General features: G+C 75.9%; 18 protein-coding genes. 1 reads left to right on the top strand and 17 read right to left on the bottom strand.

Annotation, left to right across the window (positions count from 1 at the left end; translation table 11 throughout):
* Window positions 1-88 precede the first annotated feature (88 nt).
* From ACWDRR_RS16005 to ACWDRR_RS15925, 17 genes are all read right to left on the bottom strand, one after another.
* Window positions 89-853 (bottom strand): zinc ribbon domain-containing protein, encoded by a 765-nt coding sequence (locus ACWDRR_RS16005; protein ID WP_449772787.1) that lies wholly within the window; start codon window positions 851-853, stop codon window positions 89-91.
* 284 nt (window positions 854-1,137) lie between these two features.
* Window positions 1,138-1,719, bottom strand: coding sequence for a phage tail protein (locus ACWDRR_RS16000; protein WP_449772786.1), 582 nt, complete (start codon window positions 1,717-1,719; stop codon window positions 1,138-1,140).
* Window positions 1,716-3,677 carry a putative baseplate assembly protein gene (locus tag ACWDRR_RS15995; RefSeq protein WP_449772785.1) on the bottom strand — a complete coding sequence of 654 codons (1,962 nt, stop codon included), beginning with the start codon at window positions 3,675-3,677 and terminating at the stop codon, window positions 1,716-1,718. The genes ACWDRR_RS16000 and ACWDRR_RS15995 overlap by 4 nt, the downstream gene beginning before the upstream one ends.
* Complete coding sequence (locus ACWDRR_RS15990) at window positions 3,677-4,099, bottom strand: GPW/gp25 family protein (RefSeq protein WP_030307173.1); 423 nt, start codon at window positions 4,097-4,099, stop codon at window positions 3,677-3,679. Before ACWDRR_RS15990 ends, ACWDRR_RS15995 begins: the two co-directional genes overlap by 1 nt.
* A complete protein-coding gene (locus tag ACWDRR_RS15985) occupies window positions 4,099-4,416 on the bottom strand; it encodes a PAAR domain-containing protein (protein ID WP_449772784.1) in 318 nt (105 codons plus the stop codon). The genes ACWDRR_RS15990 and ACWDRR_RS15985 overlap by 1 nt, the downstream gene beginning before the upstream one ends.
* 51 nt (window positions 4,417-4,467) lie before the next feature.
* Window positions 4,468-6,285 (bottom strand): VgrG-related protein, encoded by a 1,818-nt coding sequence (locus ACWDRR_RS15980; protein ID WP_449772783.1) that lies wholly within the window; start codon window positions 6,283-6,285, stop codon window positions 4,468-4,470.
* Window positions 6,282-7,103, bottom strand: coding sequence for a CIS tube protein (locus ACWDRR_RS15975; protein WP_449772782.1), 822 nt, complete (start codon window positions 7,101-7,103; stop codon window positions 6,282-6,284). The genes ACWDRR_RS15980 and ACWDRR_RS15975 overlap by 4 nt, the downstream gene beginning before the upstream one ends.
* Window positions 7,104-7,180: 77 nt before the next feature.
* Window positions 7,181-7,606 (bottom strand): phage tail protein, encoded by a 426-nt coding sequence (locus tag ACWDRR_RS15970; RefSeq protein ID WP_449772781.1) that lies wholly within the window; start codon window positions 7,604-7,606, stop codon window positions 7,181-7,183.
* Window positions 7,607-7,640: 34 nt separating this feature from the next.
* Window positions 7,641-8,489, bottom strand: coding sequence for a hypothetical protein (locus ACWDRR_RS15965; RefSeq protein ID WP_449772780.1), 849 nt, complete (start codon window positions 8,487-8,489; stop codon window positions 7,641-7,643).
* 2,320 nt (window positions 8,490-10,809) lie between these two features.
* Window positions 10,810-10,968 (bottom strand): DUF6760 family protein, encoded by a 159-nt coding sequence (locus ACWDRR_RS15960; RefSeq protein WP_449772779.1) that lies wholly within the window; start codon window positions 10,966-10,968, stop codon window positions 10,810-10,812.
* Window positions 10,965-11,459: a zinc-ribbon domain-containing protein gene (locus ACWDRR_RS15955; protein ID WP_045943038.1), complete on the bottom strand. Its 495-nt coding sequence runs from the start codon at window positions 11,457-11,459 to the stop codon at window positions 10,965-10,967. Before ACWDRR_RS15955 ends, ACWDRR_RS15960 begins: the two co-directional genes overlap by 4 nt.
* A complete protein-coding gene (locus ACWDRR_RS15950; RefSeq protein ID WP_449772778.1) occupies window positions 11,456-11,896 on the bottom strand; it encodes a phage tail protein in 441 nt (146 codons plus the stop codon). Before ACWDRR_RS15950 ends, ACWDRR_RS15955 begins: the two co-directional genes overlap by 4 nt.
* Before the next feature lie 62 nt (window positions 11,897-11,958).
* Window positions 11,959-13,518, bottom strand: a complete 1,560-nt coding sequence (locus tag ACWDRR_RS15945) for a phage tail sheath family protein (protein ID WP_449772777.1) — start codon at window positions 13,516-13,518, stop codon at window positions 11,959-11,961.
* A gap of 273 nt (window positions 13,519-13,791) precedes the next feature.
* On the bottom strand, window positions 13,792-15,906 hold the full coding sequence (locus ACWDRR_RS15940) for an AAA family ATPase (protein ID WP_449772776.1): 2,115 nt from the start codon (window positions 15,904-15,906) through the stop codon (window positions 13,792-13,794).
* On the bottom strand, window positions 15,903-16,607 hold the full coding sequence (locus ACWDRR_RS15935; RefSeq protein WP_449772775.1) for a DUF4255 domain-containing protein: 705 nt from the start codon (window positions 16,605-16,607) through the stop codon (window positions 15,903-15,905). Before ACWDRR_RS15935 ends, ACWDRR_RS15940 begins: the two co-directional genes overlap by 4 nt.
* A complete protein-coding gene (locus ACWDRR_RS15930; protein ID WP_449772774.1) occupies window positions 16,604-19,879 on the bottom strand; it encodes a hypothetical protein in 3,276 nt (1,091 codons plus the stop codon). The genes ACWDRR_RS15935 and ACWDRR_RS15930 overlap by 4 nt, the downstream gene beginning before the upstream one ends.
* Window positions 19,880-20,019: 140 nt before the next feature.
* A complete protein-coding gene (locus tag ACWDRR_RS15925; RefSeq protein WP_449772773.1) occupies window positions 20,020-20,787 on the bottom strand; it encodes a LuxR C-terminal-related transcriptional regulator in 768 nt (255 codons plus the stop codon).
* A gap of 168 nt (window positions 20,788-20,955) precedes the next feature.
* Here ACWDRR_RS15925 and ACWDRR_RS15920 point away from each other — a divergent pair, with 168 nt between their 5' ends.
* Complete coding sequence (locus tag ACWDRR_RS15920; protein ID WP_449772772.1) at window positions 20,956-22,326, top strand: COG1470 family protein; 1,371 nt, start codon at window positions 20,956-20,958, stop codon at window positions 22,324-22,326.
* Window positions 22,327-22,652 lie beyond the last annotated feature (326 nt).

Genomic DNA, 22,652 nt, shown 5'->3' with positions numbered 1-22,652 from the left:
GTGCCACCTTCCGCACCCCGAACCACGAGCGGTGTCGGCATCACAGGGACATCCCGGTGAGTCCCCGTGGGCAGGCGCCCGCGGGGACTCAGCTCCGTTGGAAGAACTCCAGCTCGGCCAGGGCGAGATGGCGGTCGCCGTCCAGGCCTGCGGGGGCGTCGAGGGTCAGGCGGACGGTGGTGGCGTCGCTGATGCCGGTGGAGAAGGTCTGCGGGCCGGGCTTGTCGGTCAGGGTCAGCTTCTTGACGGTCTTCCGGCCGTCCGAGGACGTCACCTCCAGGTCGATCCGCAGTGCCCGGCCCTCGCGGGCGTAGTCCTCGGGTGAGGTCGAGGCGCCGTTGGTGACGATCACGGCCACCAGGCGGAAGGGTTTGGCGAAGGTGCAGGTGATCGAGGCGCCGGGGCCCGGTGCGCCCCAGTAGCGGTTGCTGAGCCCGTCCGTGGCGTTGCCGGCCGGCCGGCCGGGTACCTCGGCACTCGCCTCCACGCGGACCGGCGTCACCGGCTTGCTCTTGCCCAGCTTGTCCCGGGTGTCCTCGATCAGGTTCCGGCCGGCCGGCAGCAGCAGGAAGCCGCCCGCGCACAGGGCCAGCACCACGGCCAGGATCACCAGGAAGCGCGTTGTCCGGCCCGAACCGGCCCGGGTGCGGCGGCGCAGCGGCCAGATCGTCCGCCACCAGGGGAGCGGCGGTGGGGCCGTCCCGGGGGTGAGCGGGGTCGCGCAGCGGCGGCAGAAGCGGCGGTCGGGCGGGTTGGGCGTGCCGCAGGAGGGACAGGGCGTCCCGGCGGCGGCGTCGTCCACCGGGACCGGCCGGACGACCGGACGTGGTGCGACGGCCTTCGCCGGTCGCACGGGCTGCGGTGCGTCGGGGGGAGGCGGGTCGGAGGGTCGCGAGGGCCGCGAGGGCCGCGAGGGCTCGGCAGGGTGAGGTGGGTCGGAGGGTGGCGAGGGGTCGGGGGAACGGGGGACGGGGGGAGGTGAGGGGTCGGCGGGCCTGGGTGCGGCGGCTTCCGCCGGCGGGTCGGCAGCCGGGGTGGCCGGGGTGTCCGACCAGTCCAGGTACGAGCCGCAGTTGCCGCAGAAGCCGTCCGTCGGGCCGTTGGACGCCCCGCACACGGGACACTCGCGCATCACCGTCACCCCTCCTCACTCGTGGGCGGTCCCGGGAGGACCTCCACCCGGCAGTCCGTGTGGACCGGGCACAGGCGCCGGACCAGCGCGCGGACCCGGTCCGCGTCCACCTCGTGCGCCGCGTCCACCGCTCCGCCGTGTTGCGGCCACACCCGGACGACCACCGTGTCGGCCGGGGCGGGCGGCAGCGCGGCACCGGCCGTGCTCGACCAGGCGGCCCCGCCGTCCCCGGTGATCTCGGCGGACACGCCCAGCACCAGGCGCAGGGCCTCGACCAGGCCGCGCCGGGTGCCGCTCCACCTGTGCAGTTCCACCGCGCGGGCCACCGCCTCGCGGCGCAGCGCCAGCGGCCAGCGCGGGTCGTCGGCGCCGCCCACCCAGGTGGCCAGCCAGGCCAGGAAGTCGTCCGGGGCCAGTCGCGGATCGAAGTACGAGGGCAGGTTGTCGAGGGTGGTGAACACCGGGGCCAGTACCGTGTCCAGCCCCGCCGTGAACCGCTGCGCGAAGTCGTCGTCGGCGTACAGCGCGGGCAGCTGCTCGCCGATCGGGTGCCGGCTGGGCAGGCCCGGGACGGCGGCCCGGCTCATCCGCGCGCCTCCGGCTCGCGCGCGGTCACGACCACCTGGTGCTGGTAGGAGAAGACCAGCGCGCCCGCGCCGACGTCGATCCGGTCGACCGGGGCGCCGCGCCGGCCCGTGACCGGGTCGGCGGCGAACAGCCGGATCTCCTCCACCACCACCTCCCCGACGGCGCGTTGCAGCACGCCGAACAGCTCCCCGTACTGCACGGGCCGCCCGAACGGCCGGCCCGTTCCGTCGGGTCCGCCGCGCAAGGGGTCGAGGTGCCGGTAGAGCGCGTCGAGCGCCGCGTCGCGCACCCGGTCGGCGTCCCCGGCCGGTGCCGAGAGCCGGGCGACGACGGTGACGCCCTGGTAGAACGGCGGCTCGACGAGGAGCCGGGTGCCGATCAGGCGCCGCTCGTCGAGGGCCGTGGTGATCCTGGCGAGGACCTGGTCGGACGGGATCAGCTGCTCGAAGCGCAGCCGGCCGCCCTCGTCGGCCACCGCGTCCGGCACCACCAGGACCCGTACCGCGCCCGCGCCCGCGTCCCGGTCGGGCAGGCAGCGGACCCGGCGCACGGAGGGTGCCGCCTGCCGGGCGATGATCTCGTAGTCCTCGGCGGTCACCGCGCGCTCCTGCATGCGCAGCGTCTCCGGTGCCCGCAGCTTGGCGTTGTCGATGGTCTCCCCGGCGACACCGCCGCGCGCCGCCTCCCGGTTGACGACCCGGGCGACGTACGGGACGGAGCTGCGCAGGACGGAGACCGCGCCGCGGGAGACGTTGCCCGCCGGGCCGCCGCCGGTGCGGTAGCGGGCCACGCGGATCCGGGCGCCCTTGGCCGGGACGGCCCCGCACGGACGCAGGGTGCCGTCGGCCTCGCGCAGCACCGGTGGGAACGCGAACTCGCCGGTGGTGGCGTCCACCCGGACGTGCCGGTCGGCCGGCCCCGAGCGCCCGAAGTGCTCCACCACCTCCCAGCGCTGCCACCCGTCCGGCGAGGACACCTCCACCACCGGGGGTTCCCCGTCGAGCAGCACGGGCGGGCGGCCGAGCCGGAAGGACTGCCCCGCCACCCCCTCCGACACCCCGAGCGGTACGTCGGTCACCCGCTCGGCGTGCTCCACGACCGTCGTGCCGCCGACGGTGAAGACGGCGGCCTCGCGCACCGTCGGCGACTCCGAGTAGAACGGCTGCCCCGGCTCCGCCTCGGTGACCCGGCAGCGCAGCCAGCCCGCCCGGGTCCCGCTGACCAGCGACGCCGTGTGCCCGGCCGGAACGTACACGATGACCTCACCGGGCCGGTTCAACCCGCCGGTACTGTCGGAGCCGGTCTCGCAGCGCTGCCACCGGCCGCCGTCCCACGCCTCCCACACCAGCGGGGGCTGGCGCGGGTCGACGCCGACGCCCTCGACGCGGCTGTCGAGGCGGACCGCGACCACGCAGCTCGGCACCGCCGTCGGCAGGCCGAACAGCAGCGCGTCGCCGGGCTCGGGCGCGGCCTGGAAGCACGGGATGTCCCGGCCCTCGGCCAGCGCACCCGTCCGGTCGGTCTGCTCACCGGTGCGCGGCGCGGTGACCAGCCGGGTCAGCTCGCTCGGCACGATGCGCAGGTCGTCGGTGGTGGCGAAGACCACGGCCGCCTCGGTCTCGCCGGCCGCGGTCGTCACCTCGGTGCCCGCGGGCAGCGTCACCGTGTCCGGCTGGGGGGCCGACAGCCAGAAGTCGACCTCGGCGACGGCCGCCGACGGCGGGTACAGCCGGATGCCCAACAGGTCCAGGAAGGCCAGGTAGTTCTTGTCCGGGACCCGGTTCAGCCGGTACAGCAGCTGGTCCACGAGGTAGGCGAACGTCTCGATCAGGGTGACGCCCGGGTCGGAGACGTTGTGGTCGGTCCACTCCGGGGCGCGCTGCTGCACGTACCGCTTCGCCTCGTCGACGAGCTGCTGGAACCGTCGGTCGTCCAGGTTGGGGGAGGGCAGGGCCATCAGTCCGCGACCGTTTCCTCGGTCCCCTCCTCGGAGGGGATCGTGTAGAAGGGGAAGACCAGGTTGCGCCGGTCGTTGGTGGTGCGCACCGTGTAGCGCACGTCGATGTAGAGGGTGGCCGTCTCCACCGCGTCGAAGGCCACGACGACCTCGTCCACCGCGATCCGCGGCTCCCAGCGCTCCAGCGCCTCGCGCACCTGCTGGGCGATCCGCCCGGCGGTGACGCCGTCGCCGGGGGCGAAGACGTACTCGTGGATGCCGCAGCCGAAGTCGGGCCGCATCGGTCGCTCGCCGGGCGCGGTGCCCAGCACGAGGCGGATGGCCTCCTCCAGTTCCCGCTCACGCTCGACCATGGCGATCCCGCCGGTCGGCCCGACCCGCAGCGGGAACGCCCAGCCGCGTCCGATGAACCGGTCGCCCATCACAGGCCGCCGATCAGCACGTCGGGCGCACCGGTCAGGACCGCCGCACCGCACGCCGCCTGGTCGCGGGCCCGCGCGGCGGGCAGTCCGCCGATCAGCACCGCACCCCCGGTGACCGCGGCCGGGTTGGGCAGCAGCACGTTCCCCGGCCCCAGGGCCGCGTGCGGCGGTACCGGGCAGACGTGCAGGCTGCCCACCACGGCGGCGGGCCGCCCGCCGATCAGCACCGTCGCCACCCGCGCGGCGGTGCCGGGCGGCGGGGTGGCGATCCGGCCACCGTGGTTGGTGGGGTCACCGGTACGGGCTGCGGCTGGCATCGGGGGCTCCTCGGGGAGAAGGGGGAGAGTGGGACGGGCGATGACGTCGAGTCAGTTGATCCGGACGAGGCGGGCCTTGAGGACGGCGAGCAGGCCGCCGTCGACGGAGACGTCCGCCGTCCCGGACACCTGGACCGACCGGCCGCCGATGCTGACCCCGGCCGTGCCGTCGATGTCCACCTGCCGGCCGGTCACCTTCACGGTGCCCTGCCGGGCGTCGAGCGTGATGCCGTCCCGGTCCAGCAGGACGGAGGTCAGCGGACGGTTCCGTCCCGCGTACACGGTGAGCTCGATCCGGTTCAGGCGGTCGTCCAGGCGGACCTCCAGCCGCTCGTCCCCGGTCACCAGCCGCAGCCCGGAGGGGCCCGGCGCCGGCGCGTCCAGCAGCTCCACGCGGTGGCCCGAACGGGAGGCCACCGAACGGCGGTTGACCTTGCCGCTGGTCGCGTCGACCAGCGGCACCTCGTGCGGCGGAGGCTTGTCGACCCCGTTGTAGAGCCCGCCGATCACGTACGGACTGTCCAGCAGGCCCTGCTCGAACCCGACCAGCACCTCGTCGTTGACCTCGGGGCTCACCACGCCGCCACCGCCCTTGCCGCCCCACTGGACGGTGCGCACCCAGTCGGTGACGTACGTGTCGTCCAGCCAGGGGAACGTCAGGCGCACCGCGCCGCGTTCGGAGCCGTTCGGCTCGCGCACGTCCGTCACCACGCCGATCGCCAGGCCGGGGATGCGCGGGCCGCGCCCCGGCGCGTCGGCGCCGGTCATCAGACCGGGCAGGGAGCGGTCCGGGCCGGCGCCGACCCACACGGTGGTGCGGTAGCCGCCGTGCGGCTCCAGCACGTGCTGCACGGCCGTTGCCGTGTACCGGCCGGAGAACGCCGGCCCCACGTTGCCCAGCGCCACCGGTTTGCCCGCCCGCAGCAGCGGATTGCCCTCGGCCACCGCCTCCAGGTCGCCGAAGCCGGCGCTCACCCGGGCCGCCGCCGCGCGGGCGACCGCCGCCGTCTCCGCCTGCGTCCGGTAGGGGGTGTCGGTGACGGCCACGGCCGACGCCCCGAACCGGGCGGCCGACCCGGGAGCGAGCCCCGGCACCACGGTGTCGCTGACCACGGACGGCTGCTCGGCGACCAACGGCCGCTTCGTGGCGACGTCCCAGCCGCGCACCCGCACCTTCGAGGCGCCGTCGGCGGCCGACAGCGCGGCCCGCAGCGCCAGCAGGTTGCGCCCGTACTCCAGGACCATCGGGTCGAGCACGGCCGACGTCGAGGGGGAGGGCGCCCCGGACGCCTTCGCAGGCCTGGTGAACTGGAGCAGCCCCTTGTCGTCGACGCGCACCCGCGCACCGCTCTCGCCCGCGAGGAACTGCAGGAAGTCCCAGTCGGAGACGTTCGCCTGGGACAGCTGCCGGTACGTCACCGGCGCGGCCTCCACCCTCCCGACGGCCAGGCCGGCGCCCGCAGCCACCTTGCGGACGATGTCCGCGGCCGTCATGTTCCGGTACGCGACGACCTTGCGGCCGCGCTGGAGCCGGTGGGCCTTGGAGTAGGCGCGGACGACGGTGAACGACCCGGTGCCGTCCCGGTCGATCTCCAGGGCCGTGACCTCCCCGTCGAACAGCCGCTCCCGTGCCTGCCCCTTCGCCGTCGTCACCGACACGCGCAGCGGGGAGCCGATGGTGATGCCGGTGGCGCGCAGGAACTCGTGGTCGGGGTCGCGGTAGGTGAGCACGGCGGCGTCCGGCAGGCTCACGCTCTCGTCGACCACGCAGCTGACCAGCTGCGCCGCCCAGACCTGCGGCAGCTCGCCGGGGGCCTCCACGATCGGGTCGGCCGCGAAGGACCTGCCCCCGGAATCGAACCCGCTCACCGTTCCCCCTCGCCGCTGCCGTTGCCGAACCCGTTGCCGCTGCTTCGTCCGTCGTCGAGTCCGTCGTCGCGTCCGTTGTCGAAGGCGTGCCCGTCGCCGGTCGCCCGGGTGTGGTCGTCGTCCCGCAGGGCCGGCACCACCAACTCGGTGCCCGGGGCGAGCGCCATCGGGTCGTCGATGCCGTTCGCCTCCGCGATGACCCGCCAGGCCGTCGCGTCGCCGTACTCGCGCCAGGCCAGCATCGCCAGGCTGTCGCCCGCCACCAGGGTGTGCGTGCTGCGCGCGGTGCGCGCGCCCGACGTCGGGTTCTGGCCGGGCGGTTCGACGCTCGCCTCCTCGATGGACAGCGAGCAGGTCGCCCGCAACGGCGTGCCGTCCACGTCGAAGAGCGTGTACGAGACCGACAGGTTCGACAGCACCCCGTCGAACGAGGTGGTTCGCGCGCTGCCCCACTCGAAGCGCACCCAGGGGCTCGCCGGCTTCTTGCGGCCGAGACTGGCCGGGGTCGGCACGCACGCCTTCATCAGCTTCTCGACCGCCTGCTCCACCGAGTCGTCGTGGGTGGCGGTGGCGTCCAGGAAGACCTCCAGGCTCAGGGTGCGCGGGCCGCTGCCCACGAACTCGGGCAGCGCCGACTGCCCCGCCATCCGGGACGGGGACCGTCGCCACTCGGTGGTCTTGCCCAGGTGCAGGGTCGAGGGGTTGAACTGGAGGTCGAGCCGGGCGATCGTCCCGCCGGGCTTGGCCCCGACCGAGGCCGGGGGCTCTTTCAGGGTGAGCTGGGCCCTGGCGCGGCTGGCGCGTGCCGAGAAGGCCATGGCGTGGCTTCCTTCCGGAGCGGGAGTACGGCGGGTCGTCGGACGGGGCGGTGGCGGGACGGATGCTCCTGCGGATGTCAGGCGGGGAGCAGTCCCGCGTGGGCGATCTCCAGGGTCTCCACCGCGGCCGCGGAGTTGGCGGGGTCGAAGGACGGACCCTGCCAGCGGACCGGGACGATCCCGAAGACCTGCCAGCTGATGATCCGGCTCAGATCGGGCCGCAGGGCCACGATCTCGCCGTCCTTCGGTTCGACCCGCCGCAGCGTCTCGTCCAGCCAGCGGCCGATCTTCACCGTGTCGGCGGTGACCGGCCGGGTGAAGGTGATGTTCGACCAGGTCACGCGACCCGGGAGCTGCCAGGTGAAGCCGTTGTTGCCGCCCTCGGCGTAGCTCTCCATCTCGACCTCGGCGCCCATGCCGGAGCAGGTGTGGAAGGCGCCCAGGTCGTTGCCGCCGATCGCCAGCCGGAAGAACACGCTGGTCGCGAAGATGTTGTCCGTCATCGGTCCGTCGTCCGTTTCTCGTTCGTGCGGGTGCTCAGCGGCGGCCGTCGAAGGTCCTGCCCGCGCGGTCCCGGCCGCGCCGCAGCTCGGCGCGCAGCAGGCGGGCGACCGGGTCGAGCAGGCGGCGTGCCAGGTCGTCCAGGTCGAGGTCGCCGCCCTGTGCTCCGGCGTCACGCGGACCTCCGCCGGTCCGGTCGGAGGCGGTGACCCGCTGGTCCGGGGCGGTGGTGCGCGGGGCGGTGGCGGTGGTGGTGGCCGGGGTGGTGGTGCGCGCGGCGGTGGCGGTGGTGGTGGCCGGGACGGTGCCCCGGCTGCTGCCGGTGTCGCGTTGCACGGGGAACGGGGGCGGGGTCGGGGGCGCCACCGGAGGGACTCCCGGCGTGCCGCCGGGGTCCGGCGTCCTGGACCGCACCAGCGGCACCACGGGTACGGGCCCCGCCGAGGACTTGGCCCGGGAGGGCTGGACCACCAGCGGTGGCGCGTGCGGGGCGGTCACGGGCAGCGGACCGGACGGGCGCCCGGGGCCGGCGGTCCGGAGGGCTTCGGGTCCGCGAAGGGGTTCGGACGGGCGAAGGGGGCCGGACGCGGACACCGGCTGCGGGCCGGGGGAGCCGGCCGCCCGCTGGACGCCCTGCGGCGCGGCGGTGGAGGGCGGGGCGGTCCAGCGTGCCGCGACCACGGGGCGGCTCACCGCGCGGGCGGCGGTGACGGGGGCCGTCGCGCTCCCCATGTCCGGGCCGCTGCCGAGGGCCAGGGGCCGCGCGGCGAGCAGCTGGACGCTGCGCTGCGGAGCGGCCGGTGCCCGGCCCGGGGCCCCGGCCCGACCGGCGAGGACGAGCGGGACGGCCCCGCTCGTCCGGGCCCCTGCGGGTGGCGCGGGCACTCCTGCGCGACCGCCGTGCCGGGCCGCGGTGGCCGGGGACGGGGCAGCTGGTGACGGGGGAGCTGGTGACGGGGGAGCCGGTGACGGGGCCGGGGCTGCGGGGTGCTGTCCCGCTCCCCGCACGGGCCCGGGTACGGGCATGCGCTGGACGGTGGACGGGGCCGCGGGGTGGTTGGCGGTCGGTGGCATCGCGGGCAGCGGGGCCCCCAACCCGGCGCGCGGACGTCGCGCGGGCCGCCCGGGGCCGCCCTCGGCAGCCGGAGCCTCCGGCTGCCGCTGCACGACCGGCAGGGCCGGCCCCGAGGGCGCGGCCGCGAAGGGGGGTTCACCGGCCCGCGCCCGGACAGCCGCGCCGGTACCCAAGGGTGCTGCGGTGGCGGGGAGTTCGGCCAGCGGCGGACCGAGGGTCGGCCGGCCGGCCGCGCGTTGCACGGGGGTGTCGGCTGGGGTCTCCGTGGGGTGCTGGACGATCGGCATGGCTGGTGTGGGAGGGGTGGGCTCTGCGCCCAAGGGCGTTGGTGTGGTGGGGAGTTCGGTCGTCGGTGCGCCGAGGGTCGGCCGACCGGTCGCGCGTTGCACGGGGGTGTCGGCTGCGGTCTCCGTGGGGTGCTGGAGGATCGGCATGGCTGGTGTGGGAGGGGTGGGCTCTGCTCCCAAGGGCGTTGGTGTGGTGGGGAGTTCGGTCGTCGGTGCGCCGAGGGTGGGGTGATCGGCGGCGCGTTGCACGGGGGTGTCGGCTGCGGTCTCCGCCCGGCGCCGGAGCGGGGGCGTGGCTGGTGCGGGGGTGGCGGCTTCCGTTGCCAAGGGCCCGGTGGGAGGCGAGGGTTCGGACACCGAAGCGCCCGGGGCAGGACGGTCGGCCGCGCGTTGCACGGGAGCCGCGTCCGCGCCCCGCGCGGGTGTGCCGGGCCGGCCGGGGAGGGTCTCCGCCTGCCGCTGGACGACGGGCATGGCCGGTGCCGGAGCGGGGGCGGGGGCGGGGCCGACCGCGTCCGAGGGTGTGGCGGGCGCCGGGACTTCGGTCGGCGGGGTGCCGAGAGGGGGCGCCTGGTCGGCGGCCCGCTGTAGGGGTGCGTCGGGGGAGGGGCCGCCGCTGTGTACCGGGGGGACGGCGGGGCGCACGGCGGGCACCCGGCGCCTGGGTGTGGCGGGCACCCGGGCGGCGGTCAGTGACCGGCCGACAGGGCGCGTCCGCACCACGGCGTGCGTCGCTTCGGCGCGGTCCGTCGGAGCCCCTTCGCCGGGGTGGCCGGGACGGGTGCCGGTGGCGGCGGGCGCCTCCCGGTCCGGTCGGCGGCCGGTGGCGGCGGGGAGGGACCCGGGTCCGGTGGCGGTCCGCTGCACGGGCCGGCCGGCGGGGGCCGCCCCGGGAGCGCCCTCGCCGGAGGTGCCGGGGACCACCGCGATGCGGCGGACCAGCGGGAGCCGTGCGGGCGCCGGCGTACGGCCGCCCCTGGCCGGGGCCGCGGTTGGGCCTGCGGCGGTCGCTGCGGCGGTCGCTTCGGCCCGCTGGACGACGGGAGCGGCGTCCGAGCTGAGCGCGTCCGCGCCGAGAACCGCCGCGGACTGCGCGGGCGGGCGGCCACGGGTGCCGGGCGTACTGACCGCCGCCCCGGCCCCCGAGGGTGTCTCCCGCCCGCCGCCGGACCGTCCCGGCCGCTCGCCGGCCTCGTCGGCCCGCGAGCGGCCGGTGCCGGCCCTGACCACGGGCGCGGCCTGTGCGGACACCGGAGCGCCCTTCGCCGAAGCACGCGTACCCGGCACGCGCGCACCCGACCCACCCGGCCGCGGCCGGCCGGTGGCCTGCGCGCCCGATGCGGGAGGCGCCTCCGGCTGCGGTGCCCCCGCCCCCGGCGCGGTGTCCGCCCCCGTCCCCGCCCCCGGAGCGGTGTCCGGGTCGAACGGGCGCAGCGCCCTGAGCAGCAGCGGGCCGCCGCCGCTGTGGGTGGGGTGCGCGGTGGCGGGGCGGGTGATGCCGTGGACGAGGCCGGTCGGGGCGGTCGGCAGCAGGGCGTGGGCGAGGCCGGTGTCGAAGGACGGATCGCGCCAGGCGGCCAGCCCGTCCCGGAAGGCGAGTCCGTCACTGACGCCCATCGGCGCCCGGGACACGGTGAGGAGGGGTGGCGCGGTGCGGCGCCAGCCGCCGTCCCAGTCCGCAGGCACGCCCGGGCCCCGGTCGGCGGTGGCCTCCCGGACCGCACCCGCCGTACCCGCCGCGCCCGTGCCCGCCGTACCCGCCGCGCCCGCACCCGCGCCCCCCGCGGGGCCGGCGTCCGGCACGGCGGCGCGCCGGCGCACCCTGTCCCGCCATGCCATCTGCTCAACCTCCTTCATTCATACGGGAGTTGATCTGAGCGATCTCGCTGACCCACTGCCGGCGTTCGTCATGGGTCAGGTCGAGGATCTCGTCGCGTTGCCAGTGGAAGTGGTAGGCGATGTACGCGATCTCCTCCCTGAGCCGGGGGAGCGCGTACGTCACGATTCCCCCAGGCGCCCACCGGAGAGGTCGACCTCGAAGCCGCCCTCGCAGTGCGGGCAGGTGACCGCCGCGCGGGTGTGGCCCTCGCTGTTGACGCGCCGGTAGAAGTCCTGGAGGAACGCGACGTCGGTCGCGTACATCCGCTCCACGACACCGGCGTGCACGTCGGTGACGGTGCCGAGCCGGGTGATGACCTGGCTGAGCAGCACCACGCTCAGGTACGCCGGGTTCTCCTTGACCCGCAGGTCGATCTGGGGCCGCAGCTCGTCGCGGGCGGTGGCCAGGCGCATCGAGCCGTGCCGGTGCAGGGTGCCCGCCTCGTCCACGTACCCGCGCGGCAGTTCGAACTCGAACTCGGTGCGCAGCGCGTGCTCCTCGCGCCGTGCCGGAGCGCCGGCGGAGGGTGCCGTCGGCGGTGCCGGTGCCGGGGCGGGCGCCGTGGCCTGGAGGATCTCCTCCAGGCTGCCCGCCGTCACGGTGCGTCGCCTCATTCGACGACGATCTCCTCGAACACGATGGTCACGGACTCGGTGGCCGCGGCGGACTCGCCGGCCTTGAGGGAGGGGCCCTCCCATTTGGAGGCCCAGCCGTTCATCAGCTGGATGCGCCGGACGGTCTCGCCCGTGGAGTCCTTGATCTCGATGGTGAGGTTCTGCCGAGCGGTGTCGACGGCCCCGTTGTTCAGGGTCTCCTTGATCCACGTGGTGAACTCGCTGCTCTTGTCGAGTCCCCGGGTGATCGTGACCTCGCCGGCCTGGCGGGCGCCGGGCTGCTTGCGGATGATCTGCTTGCCGTCCTTGCTGACCTGCCGGACCTCGACCACCTCCTCCTCGACGGTCAGGCCGCTGATCTCCTGGATCGACTCGACCAGGTAGCCACCGAGCTGCACGCCGAAGATATGGGTGGAAAGAGCATCGCCCTCTGCCATGACTGTCTGTCACCTTTCCTTGCTGCTCGTCCCGGTGGTCCCGGGACCGCCGGACCTGCGGGTCACTCGTCGATGAGGCTGGTGCTGTCGGAGAACTGCGCCAGCCGGAACACCACGAACTCGGCCGGCTTGACCGGCGCCACGCCGATCTCGCAGATCACGCGGCCCTGGTCGATCGATTCCTGCGGGTTGTTGTCCCGGTCGCACTTGACGTAGAACGCCTCCGCGGCCGTCCGCCCGAACAGCGCGCCGCCCCGCCACTCCTCGGTGAGGAACGCGGTGACGTTGCGCCGGATGCTCGACCAGAGCCGGTCGTCGTTCGGCTCGAAGACCACCCACTGGGTGCCCAGGAGGATGGACTCCTCCAGGTAGTTGAAGAGGCGGCGCACGTTCAGGTAGCGCCAGGCCGGATCGGAGGAGAGGGTGCGGGCGCCCCAGATCCGGATGCCCCGGCCGGGGAAGGCCCGGACGCAGTTCACCCCGATCGGGTTGAGCAGGTCCTGCTCGCCCTTGCTCAGGCGCAGTTCCAGGTCGACCGCGCCGCGGATCACCTCGTTGGCGGGCGCCTTGTGCACCCCGCGCTCGGCGTCGCTGCGGGCCCACACGCCGGCGATGTGGCCGCTCGGCGGGACGGTGGTGTTGCGCCCGGCGGCCGGGTCGAAGACCCGGATCCACGGGTAGTAGAGGGTGGCGTAGCGGGAGTCGTAGCCCGCCTCGTCGTTGCGCCAGGTCCGCACCTGCTGCGCGGAGAGGCCGGGCGGGCTGTCCAGGACGGCGACCCGGTCGCCCATCTGCTCGCAGTGCGAGATCACGGCGAGCTGGACGGTGCGCACGCCCTCGGCGTCGATGTCACCGCGCTGGTGGGAGCCCATCAGGTCGGGCACCGCGACCATGGTGATCTCGTCGATGGTCTCCAGGCCGCCGAGCCCGGTGCGGGCCGCCGCGTCGCCGACGTACTCGGCCGGGTCGAGCCGGGCCGCCGCGCCCTGGCCGGCGGCCGGGGCGGGCACGGCGGCGGGGGCGTCGGGCAGGGCCGCGATCTGGTTCGCGGGCCGGCCCTGGGCGGTGCCGCGCTGCTCGGTGACCTCGATCAGCGCCGAGCCGCGGGCCTGGGTGACGAGGTAGCCCTTGACGTTCCGGCGGGCCGACGCCTCGAAGCTCTCGACCACCGCCCCGTCGCGGTGGACCAGCAGCCTGAAGCGGTCCTCGGGCGGGTTCTCGCCGTCCGCGTCGGCGATCTCCACCGAGACGCCGGTGACGCCGGGCCGGGCCGCGAGCAGGAACCCGCCGAGCTCGACGGGTTCGGCCGCGCGCTGCTCGGGGCCCGCGGCGGCGGCGGGCGCGGAGCTGTCCCGGTCGGAGCCGCCGACCCGGACGACGTACGCGGCGCCGCCGCCGTTGGCGAAGTACCCGTAGACCGCGTGGGGCAGGTAGGCGTCCTCGGTGAACCCGCCGAAGCGCTGGGAGTACTGGTCCCAGCTGGTGACGAGCGTCGGCTCGTGGAACGGTCCGGTCCGGGCGAACCCGACGAACGCGGCGACGGCGGTGCCGACCCCTTCGATCGGGCGGGCACCGGACTGCACCTCCTCCACGTAGACCCCCGGGGTGAGGTACGTCGGCATGCTCGCTCCTTCGTGTCACCGGTCTTCGGTGGACGGTCGTCGGTGGATCTCCGGCCGGGCTCTGGGGACGGCGGACGGCGGAACGCCGTGGACGGACCCGCGTCGCGCGCCGTCGCGCCCCGCCCCCAGCCTTTCCGGCGGGCCGTCGCCGGCGGGAGGGACCGGGGGACCTGCCCGGGGGCAACGGCGCTGCCCTCCCCGGCCCTCCCCGGACCGCCGCGACGACCCGCCCGCCGCGACGACCCTCCGCGCCGGTCCGCCGGCCGCGCCGGCTCAGACCCGCGTGACCTGGGCCACGTACGGTCCGAACTCGCCCTCCAGTACCAGCCGGCCGAGCTTGCGGTACTCCTGCGCGACCGCCGTCACCGTCTGGGCCATCGTCAGCGGTCCGCCCGACTCGGCGGCGAGGTACGCGGCGGTCACCGCGCAGGCCCGGATGGAGCCGCCGGCCAGGTCGAACCGGTCCGCGCAGAACCGGAGGTCGAGGTCGTCGCCCCGGGGCACCCGGTCGCCCAGGCAGCGGTCCCACAGGGCGAGGCGCTGGTCGGCGTCGGGCACCGGGAAGTCCGCGATCACGTCCAGGCGGCGGGTGAAGGCCTCGTCCAGGTTGGCGCGCAGGTTGGTGGTCAGGACGGCGATGCCGTCGAAGGACTCCATCCGCTGGAGCAGGTACGCCGACTCCATGTTGGCGTGCCGGTCGTGGGCGTCCCTGACCTCCGAACGCTTGCCGAAGATCGCGTCCGCCTCGTCGAACAGCAGCACCGCGTTGACGGCGGAGGCCTCGGTGAAGATCCGCTCCAGGTTCTTCTCGGTCTCGCCGACGTACTTGTCGACCACCGTGGAGAGGTCCACCACGTACAGGTCCATGCCCAGGTCGGCGGCCACCACCTCGGCCGACATCGTCTTGCCGGTACCGGACGAACCCGCGAACAGCGCGATCACCCCGCGCCCGCGCCCGCCGCCGGGCCGCATGCCCCACTGCCCGAGCACCTGTTCGCGGTGGCGGGCGCGCACCGCGAGCTCCCGCAGGCTGCGGTGGGTGGGGGCGGGGAGCACCAGGTCGTCCCAGCCCACCGCCGGTTCGACCCGGCGGGCGAGGCGGGCGAGCCCCGCGCCGTTCTGGGCCCGGACGGCCGTGCGCAGGTCGTCGGGGGAGACCGGCCGGCCGTCGAGCGCGGCCGTGCGCACCGCGGTGCCGGCGGCCCTGCGCAGCTGCCCGGCGTCCAGGCGGTGCGCGGCGACGGACCGGGCGAGCGCCTCGGCCCCGTCCTCGCCGTCGCCCTCGTCGCCCCTCGCGCCGTGCTGCTCGCCGGCCCGCTCCAGGGCGTGCCGCCAGCGCGCGACCTGCCGGTCGGGGGCGGGGGCCGCCACCGTCAGGGTGACGGGGGTGTCGGCCGCCCAGGCGGGTTCCCAGCCGCCGCTCCCGTGGGTGAGGAAGGGGAGGCCGCGCAGGGCCTCGCACAGCGTGCGCAGGACCCTGGCCCGCTCGTCGGGCCGGTCGGGCAGCTCCTCCAGCGGCCCCAGGACGACGCCCGCGCCCAGCAGCCGGGCCTCGCGTGCGACGGCCCGGGCGACGCCCGGCACGCCCCGGGGGTCGTGGGACAGCGCCGCCGGATCCAGGGCCAGCGGCGGCAGCCCGCCCGCCTGCAGCGCGGCGACGGCCAGCCCCTCGGGATCGCCGCCCCGGCTGCGCAGGTGGACGTGGCCGGTGCCGCTCCCGGCCGCGGCGGCGGCCCGGCGCAGCTCGGCCGGGTCGACGGCCGGATCACCGGCCGGACGGCGGAGCACACCGGTCAGCAGCGGGTCGGGCGCGGTGTCGCCCAGCAGGTGCGCGGTGACCCGGTCCGGGACGGTCAGCACCCGGGACAGCGGCGGCCGTTCGGGCTCGGTGACCTCCAACAGACCGCCCGCGACGAGCGGCGCGGAGGGAGCCAGCCGGAACCGGGCCGCCGCCGTCCCGCGGTGCCCGCACAGTTCGAGGGCGAGTCCGACGGTGGGCCGGCGGCGCGTCAGGTCGTCGTTGAGGTAGCCGTAGAGCCGCTCGAAGCGGGTGTCGAGGTCCGGGGCCAGGGCCACCAGCAGCAGGTCCAGGTCCAGGGGGGCCAGGGCGAAGCGGGTGGCGAGCACGGCCAGCGGCGAGCCGGGCGGCGGCGCGTCCGGACCGGGCAGGGCGGGCGGAGCGGGCCGGTGTCCCTCGTCCAGGACGCGGGCGACCGCCTCGGGGGTGAGGAACTGGCCGCGGTACGGGTCGTCCGGATCGGGATCGAGCGCGCGCCGGATCGCGACGGCCTCGCGCACCCGCTCCTCGACGACCCGCAGCCGCGTCCACAGATACGGGACCGGGGCCGGGGTCGTCGTCGCGGCTGCGGGTTCCAGGGTCCGCGTCACGGCTGCCGCTCCCCGCGTCGGCGGCGGGCGGGGGCCGGCCCCCGCTCCCGGGAGCCGCCGAAGCCCTCCGGACCGTGCTCGGCCATCTCCGTGTAGCGCAGGCGCCGCGCGGCCCCCGGCTCCTCCGGTGCGGCCCGGGCCGCGGCGCGGACCACGAGGCCCTCGGTGACCGGCGGGGCGACCGCGGTGGTGGCCCCGGCCAGCGGCGCCCTCACCCGCAGCCCCAGCGACGGCTTCAGCTCGCCGCCCAGCGCCGACCACACGTCGGAGGCGGCGGGCGCGTCGAGCCCGGTGCCGCCGCCGTCCAGGCCCACGATGAGGCCGAGTTCGGCGAGCGACCCGGTGAGCAGGCGCGGGGGCAGCGCGTCGGTGGACACCAGACACCTCAGCACCTGGGAGAGCAGCCGGTGTTCGTCCTGCGGCCGGCTCGCCCACGCGGTGACGAGGTACGTCAGCTCGAACCAGCGGGCCGGGGCGCGGCGCGCGGCGAGGAAGCCGTCCGCGTCGTACACCTCGCCCGCGCCGCTGGCGCGCCGGGTGTGGTCCTCGCGGACGTCGTAGAGGAACACGCACACCGTCGGGGCGCTGCGGCGGGCCGCCCAGTCGCGGGTCGGCGCGTCGAACACCACGTCGACGCCCGACGCGTCCAGGCCGGACTCCGCGAGCAGCCGGCGCAGCCCCTCGTCGACCTCGTGGATCATCGGCGGATCATCTCGTTGGGCGGCTGGACCGTGCCGCTGACCACCAGGAAGTCGGTCCGCACCGGGGAGAAGCCGGGGCCGTTCGCGATGATGACCCGGGGGCCGGTCCGATCCTTGGCGAGGATCAGCAGCTGGCCGATGAACCGGCCGTCCGGCCCGGGGACGGTCGGCGCCGCCGCGGCCGTGATGCCCGGCTGCCAGGTGAACCGCACCGGCGCGCCGGGCGGGAAGTCCTCACCGCGTACCGAGGTGACGAAACCGGGCTTGCCGATCGGCGGGACCGCGACGATGCGCGGCTGGAGGATCCGCAGCTGCTGACGGGCTTCGTTGTCCCCGGGGTCGGCGTCCGTGCCGGTGGTGGTCAGGGAGCCGGTCACCAGGCCGGTGAGGGCCTGATCGGGGCTGAGGACGACCTGGACGACGGTCCGCGCGCCCGGGGCGAGGTCGGGCAGCGCGCACACCCAGTCCCGGTCGCAGCCCGGCGGCGGCCCGTCGTGGGGCACGCCCGCGGGCAGGCCGACGCGCAGCCGCAGGCCGGTGGCCAGCCCTTCGCGGCCGTTGCGAACGGTGTAGGTGAGGACCACGCGACCACCCACGTAGCCGGGGTTCGGCTGCGCCGTGAGGCTCAGCCCGGGGCCGGCCGGCGGCGCGGGCGGCAGCGGCGGGGGCGTGCCGACCGGCGACGGGGCCGGCGGAGCGGGGGCGGGTGCCGGGGCCGGCGGCGGTGCCGGGGTCGACGGCGGATCCGCCGTCGGTGTCGGGGTCGGGGTCGGGGTCGCCGTCGGGGTGGGACCGGGCGTCGGCGGGGTCGCCGGGCGCACCGGCACCACGGTCCGGCCGGTGTTGTCGCTGGGACGGGGGTCGAGGACGGCACCGGTGACCGACCAGTCCAGGGGCTGGTCGCCGGGCTCGACCCCGGTGACGGTGACCGTGACCGGCACGGTGGCGCCCGGGCGCACCACGCCCAGGGCGCAGACCAGCGCCGCCGCGTCACAGGTGGCGCCGGGCGCGGCGAGGCCCGTGACGGTCACCCCGGCCGGGGGCGCGACGGTCAGCCTGGTCCCGGGCGAGGCGGCCGGGCCGTGGTTGACGACGTCCACCCGGACGGTCCCGGAGTCGCCGACGGTGAGCGGTGCGGCCGTACCGGGCGCCTGGACCGCGAGGTCCACGGACTGCTGGACGCCCGGTTCCTTCTGGCGGCCCGGCAGCCCGGCGGTGAGCGGGGTGCGGGCCCCGGAGACCGCGTCCACCAGGGACAGCTTCTCCGGGCTGTTGGCGGCCAGGGCGGCCCGGGAGCTGATCACCAGCGTCCTGCCGTCGGAGCTCCAGGCGGCGTCGCGGGGCTGGAAGGGCCCGGTGGTGGTGGTGTCGGGCAGCTCCCGGCCGCAGGCCCCCGGCCGGTCGCGGGCCGCGTCCGGCAGCAGCACCCGGCAGCCGCCGCCCGCCGCGGCGACCAGCAGGATCCCGTTGCGCTCGTCGACCCGGCCGGCGCCGTTCTTGCGGTTGAAGGCGATGGTGGCGCCGTCCGGTGAGAACGCCGGGCTGTCGTCGACGACCTCGCAGGCGCCGGGGCAGTGGGCGGCACTCAGGTCGCGCTGCCGGTCCAGGTGGTCCACGGGCACGGTCCACACGTGCTTGTTGCCCCCGCCGCCGTTGATCACCTGGTTGCGGGTGAACGCCAGGGTCGAGCCGTCGGAGGACCAGGTGGGCTGGGCGTCGCCGCCCTGGGGCTGCCCCGCGGGCGGGACGATCCCGCCCCGGAGCGCGCCGGTGGCGGCGTCCGCGATCAGGATCCGCCCGGGACCGGAGGCCCCGCCGACCCCGCCGGGGGAGGTCCGGGTGAAGGCCAGGTACCGGCCGTCCGGGGAGAAGGTCGGATCGGTGTCCCAGTCCCTGGGCCCGCGGCCCGCCAGCGGGAGCGCCGTCGGGCCGGAGCCGTCGGCGTCCGCGATCCAGATCCGTTCGATCCGCCCGGCCGGCAGATCCGGTCCGGCCGGCGCGTCCTCGAAGCGGGTCACCACGATCCGGCGGCCGTCGGGCGTGTAGTTCTGGCGCTCGGTCCACGGGTCGTACCCGGCGGCGGGCCGGAACAGCGGGTCCTTCGTCGGATCGGTCTCGGTGTCGGCCGCCGGGTCCTCCTTGAGGACGGTCCGGTTGAGGTCACGGGGGTCGGAGCCGTCCGGCCGGACGTCCTGCAGGGTCACCACGTGCGGGCCGTCCGCCGAGACGCGTTCGACGACCGCGCCACCGCCCTGGAGCGGGCCGAGCCAGGTGGCCGGTCCGACCTCGCGGTCCTCGCTGAGCACCACCTTCGGTTCGTCCTCCGAGAGCGCTTTCACCCGGAAGACGTGGTCCCAGTCGCCCTCACAGCTACAGGTCCGGTCGGGGCTGAGGAAGAGCAGGTCGTTCCCGTCGGGCAGCCAGGCTGCCCCGTGCGTGCGCCACTGTGCCCGCGGGCCCGCCAGCAGCGGCCCGCCGGTGCGCCCGTCGGTCCACCGCAGCCGGGGCCCGTCCGGTCCGGTGGCGGTGTACGCGATCCGGTCCCGGGTCGCCGGCCCGTCCACCGGGTTCCACACCGGCTCGGTGCCCGCGCCGTCGGCGGGGTCGGAGACCCGGGTGGCGGGCCCGCCCCGCAGCGGCCGGACGTAGACCTGCCGGCCGGCGGCCCGGTCGGCGTCGGAGGAGTACGCCAGCCGCGCGCCGTCGGGCGAGACCGTGGGGTGCTCCTCGTTCGCGGGGGTGTCGGTCAGCCGGGTGAGGCCGGTGCCGTCGGTGCGCACCAGCCACAGGTCGCGCTGGGTGCCGCCGGTCCCGGCGGGCCGGGCCGCGTCGAAGACGACCGACCGGCCGTCCGGCGTCAGTCGCGGGTTCGCCACGTCCAGACCGCTGGTCAGGCGGTGCACCGAGCCGTCGGCGGAGCGCAGGTAGACCTGCGGGGCCGGCTCGTCGCGGCGGCTCGCGAAGACCAGCCGGTCGCCCAGGGCGGCGGGCTGGACGTCGAAGTGCGCCGGGCCCTCGCCGAACAACGGGGGGCTCGTCGTGTCCGTCGCCACCCGGCCGAGGCTCCGGTGGCGGGTACCGGCGTACGCGATCCGGCTCTCCCCGGCATCGGCCGCCGCGGCCCGGTCTCCGGTGCCGGCCGCGGGGGGCCGGTCCCCGGAGCCGCCCGGGCCGGCGGCCGCCGTCACCGCGAGCAGGGGCGCCAGCAGCAGCAGCGCCGCACCGGCCCTGCCCAAGCGGTGTCGCCGACGGCCGGAGCCACCCGTGCCCATCACGGTCCACCTCACAGTCCGGTCCAGCATCCATGTCCGACGTGCCACCCTGCCGTCCCGCGGTCGCGGGGCGGCAGGGCCCCGGGGCCGGGGCCGGGGGAAGCACCGGCTGCGCTTTCGGGCAGCCGGTGCCGGTCCGGTCAGATCAGCCCGTTGCGCAGCGCGTAGCCGACGGCGTGGGAGCGGTTGCGCAACTGGAGCCGGGTGATGACCTCGTGCAGGACGTTCTTGACGGTCCGTTCGGAGTACGAGGTGTTGCGCGCGATCTCCGCGGTGTCCAGGCCCTCCGACACCAGGCGCAGCATGTCCGCCTCGCGCGGGGTCAGCGTGGACAGGGAGACGGCGTGCGGGTCGAGGGCCGACCGCTGCAGGCCGCCGACGTGGTCGAGGAGCTTCGCGAGCAGGTCGCCGGGCAGGACGCCCTCGCCGTTCGCCATCGCCAGGACCAGCCGCAGCAACCGGTCCTGGTCGGCCTCCGCGCGCCGCAGCACCGCGGTGACCCCGCACTCGATGGCGCGCTGCAAGGCGTCACCCGAGTCGAAGGTGCCGACCACGAGCCCGGTGCGGGTGGCGGAGTTGTGGCGCAGCCGGTACAGCAGGGCGGTCGTCTCGTCGTCCACGCTGTCCACGGCGACGAGCGAGACCCGCGCCCCGTGTGCGTCGGCGTCGTCGACCAGTTCCACCTCGGGCCGCTGGCGCAGCTGTTGGACGATCCCGACGTGCAGGACCGGGTCCGAGGCGTACACGGCCACGGTGATCCGTCCGCCGGGCTCGCCGGCCGCCGCGTCGTGCGCGGCCCGGGCGTGGGCCGGGCTGTGGGCCGGGGCGCGGCCCTGGGGCGGGACGGTCGGCCGCGTGGCGCCGGTGCCGGACGGGTGGACGGTGCCGATGAGGTCGGTGTGGAGCATGAGGCGTACCTGTTCCGTGATGCGTATGAGGGGAGTACTGCGGGATCCAAAGGCAACAAAGCGTCTGGGCGGGGGAGTTGGGAGGAGTTCGCGGGGGGCATCGCGGCTGCCCGGGGCCTTGCCCCCGCGTCCGTGGAGGCGGGCGGGGGAGCGGCGTAGCGTCGCGGCGTGACGACCCCAGCAGCCACTCCCAGCCCCGGCGCGCCCGGCCTCGACATCCCGTCGGTGACGGTGACGCCGGGCGGTACCGCGACCACCAGCCTGACCGTTCGCAACGACGGCGACATCGTCGAGGCGTACCGCCTGGAAGTCGTCGGTGACTGCGCCGCCTGGACGACCGTCGAGCCCGACCGCGTCTCCCTCTACCCCGGCACCTCGGAAACGGTGACCATCCGCCTGGCGCCCCCGCGTTCGCCGCGGGTGCGGGCGGGTGAGGTGCCCCTGGCCGTACGGGTCCTGCCCGCCGAGCACCCCGAGGCGGTCAAGGTCCCCGAGACCACCGTGCGGGTCGAGGGATTCCGGCAGCTGCGGGCCGAGAGCGCTCCCAAGCGCCGCCGCGGCTGGCTGCGCGGACGCTACCGCCTCGCCGTCCACAACGAGGGCAACCGCCCCGTCCAGGTGGGATTCACCCCGGCCCAGCCCGGTGAGGACCTGAAGTTCGACCTCCGCCCCGCGGCTCCGAAGCTGGAGCCGGGCGAGTCGGCGGAGGTGGCGCTGCGGGTCCGCGCCGGGAAGCCCGTGTGGTTCGGGAAGCCGGCCACTTGGCCGTTCACCGTCACCGTGGCGGAGACGGTGGCGGAGACCGGGGGGAAGGCCGGGGCCAGGGCCGACGACGCCGGTGAGGACGACCGGGAGCGACCGCGGCCGGAGGCCGAGTTCGTCCAGATACCGGTCTTCCCGACCTGGCTGCTGGCGGTCCTGGCGGCGCTCCTCGCGCTGCTGCTGGCCTGGTTCCTGCTGGTGCGTCCCGCCGTGCGCAGCACCGCGAGGGAGGCCGCCGACCAGGCGGTCCAGCAGCAGTCGACCCCCACCGCGGCGGCGGCCGGCGGCCGGACCCCGGCGGCGGGCCCCGGGCAGCCGGGCTCCGGGGCCGGGAGCACCCCGCCCGGGGTGGGCGCGGGCGGTACCGACACGGGAACGGGCACCGGAACGGGCGGCGACACCCGGACCGGATCGGGGGGCGGGCAGCAGAGTTCGGCCACCGTCGACCTGACGACGGCCGGCGGGGAGACCAAGGTCGGCACCTACGTCGTGCCCGTGGGCAAGACGTTCGGTATCACGGACATCGTCGTCGCCAACTTCCAGGGCGACGAGGGCGTCGTGACGATCGGTTTCGGCGATCGCAAGATCACGACGATCGCGCTGGAGACGTTCCGTAACCAGGACTACCACTGGGTCACCCCCATCAGGATCACTGAGAACCAGACCGTGACGGTCCAGGTGACCTGTGCGAAGCCGGGCACTCCGGCCACCGGCGTGCAGGCCCAGGAGTGCCACGAGGTCCTCAACGTGAGCGGTGTGTTGAGCGACCTCAGGTGAACTGATGTCACACGCATCGTCTGTCAGGTTGTCCCGTGAGCAAAGGGGAGCCTGTGTCGTCCCGGCTGAAAACCGACGGTTCGGAGGCCGGGAAGGCACCCTGCTCGTGACTGTACATTCTCATTCCGGCGGCCCTGGGCAGCTCCGGCCCTGCGTTCGAATGTTTACCTGACGGTCATTCAAATACGGCTGAATCCGATCCCTCCCGGCGCCCGCCCGACCGTTCGGACGCCGACGGGGCAGGACAGCGGCCGTCCCGGGAGTGTCGGCGAGCACCGAGGGCCGGCCCGCGTCACGGGCCGGCCCTCGTCGGATGCCGGTGCGCG

This window comes from Kitasatospora sp. NPDC003701, assembly GCF_053587085.1.
Note: the sequence above shows the minus strand (reverse complement) of the source record. Positions and strands in the feature narration are given on the sequence as shown.

What these genes read in the sequence shown, in the direction of transcription:
- ACWDRR_RS15975 (WP_449772782.1), bottom strand. Translation starts at nt 7,103, where the DNA reads ATGGCCTTCTCGGCACGCGCCAGCCGCGCCAGGGCCCAGCTCACCCTG.
- ACWDRR_RS15930 (WP_449772774.1), bottom strand. Translation starts at nt 19,879, where the DNA reads ATGGGCACGGGTGGCTCCGGCCGTCGGCGACACCGCTTGGGCAGGGCC.
- ACWDRR_RS15985 (WP_449772784.1), bottom strand. Translation starts at nt 4,416, where the DNA reads ATGCCAGCCGCAGCCCGTACCGGTGACCCCACCAACCACGGTGGCCGG.
- ACWDRR_RS15935 (WP_449772775.1), bottom strand. Translation starts at nt 16,607, where the DNA reads ATGATCCACGAGGTCGACGAGGGGCTGCGCCGGCTGCTCGCGGAGTCC.
- ACWDRR_RS15945 (WP_449772777.1), bottom strand. Translation starts at nt 13,518, where the DNA reads ATGCCGACGTACCTCACCCCGGGGGTCTACGTGGAGGAGGTGCAGTCC.
- ACWDRR_RS15955 (WP_045943038.1), bottom strand. Translation starts at nt 11,459, where the DNA reads ATGAGGCGACGCACCGTGACGGCGGGCAGCCTGGAGGAGATCCTCCAG.
- ACWDRR_RS15950 (WP_449772778.1), bottom strand. Translation starts at nt 11,896, where the DNA reads ATGGCAGAGGGCGATGCTCTTTCCACCCATATCTTCGGCGTGCAGCTC.
- ACWDRR_RS15995 (WP_449772785.1), bottom strand. Translation starts at nt 3,677, where the DNA reads ATGGCCCTGCCCTCCCCCAACCTGGACGACCGACGGTTCCAGCAGCTC.
- ACWDRR_RS15970 (WP_449772781.1), bottom strand. Translation starts at nt 7,606, where the DNA reads ATGACGGACAACATCTTCGCGACCAGCGTGTTCTTCCGGCTGGCGATC.
- ACWDRR_RS16000 (WP_449772786.1), bottom strand. Translation starts at nt 1,719, where the DNA reads ATGAGCCGGGCCGCCGTCCCGGGCCTGCCCAGCCGGCACCCGATCGGC.
- ACWDRR_RS15925 (WP_449772773.1), bottom strand. Translation starts at nt 20,787, where the DNA reads ATGCTCCACACCGACCTCATCGGCACCGTCCACCCGTCCGGCACCGGC.
- ACWDRR_RS15990 (WP_030307173.1), bottom strand. Translation starts at nt 4,099, where the DNA reads ATGGGCGACCGGTTCATCGGACGCGGCTGGGCGTTCCCGCTGCGGGTC.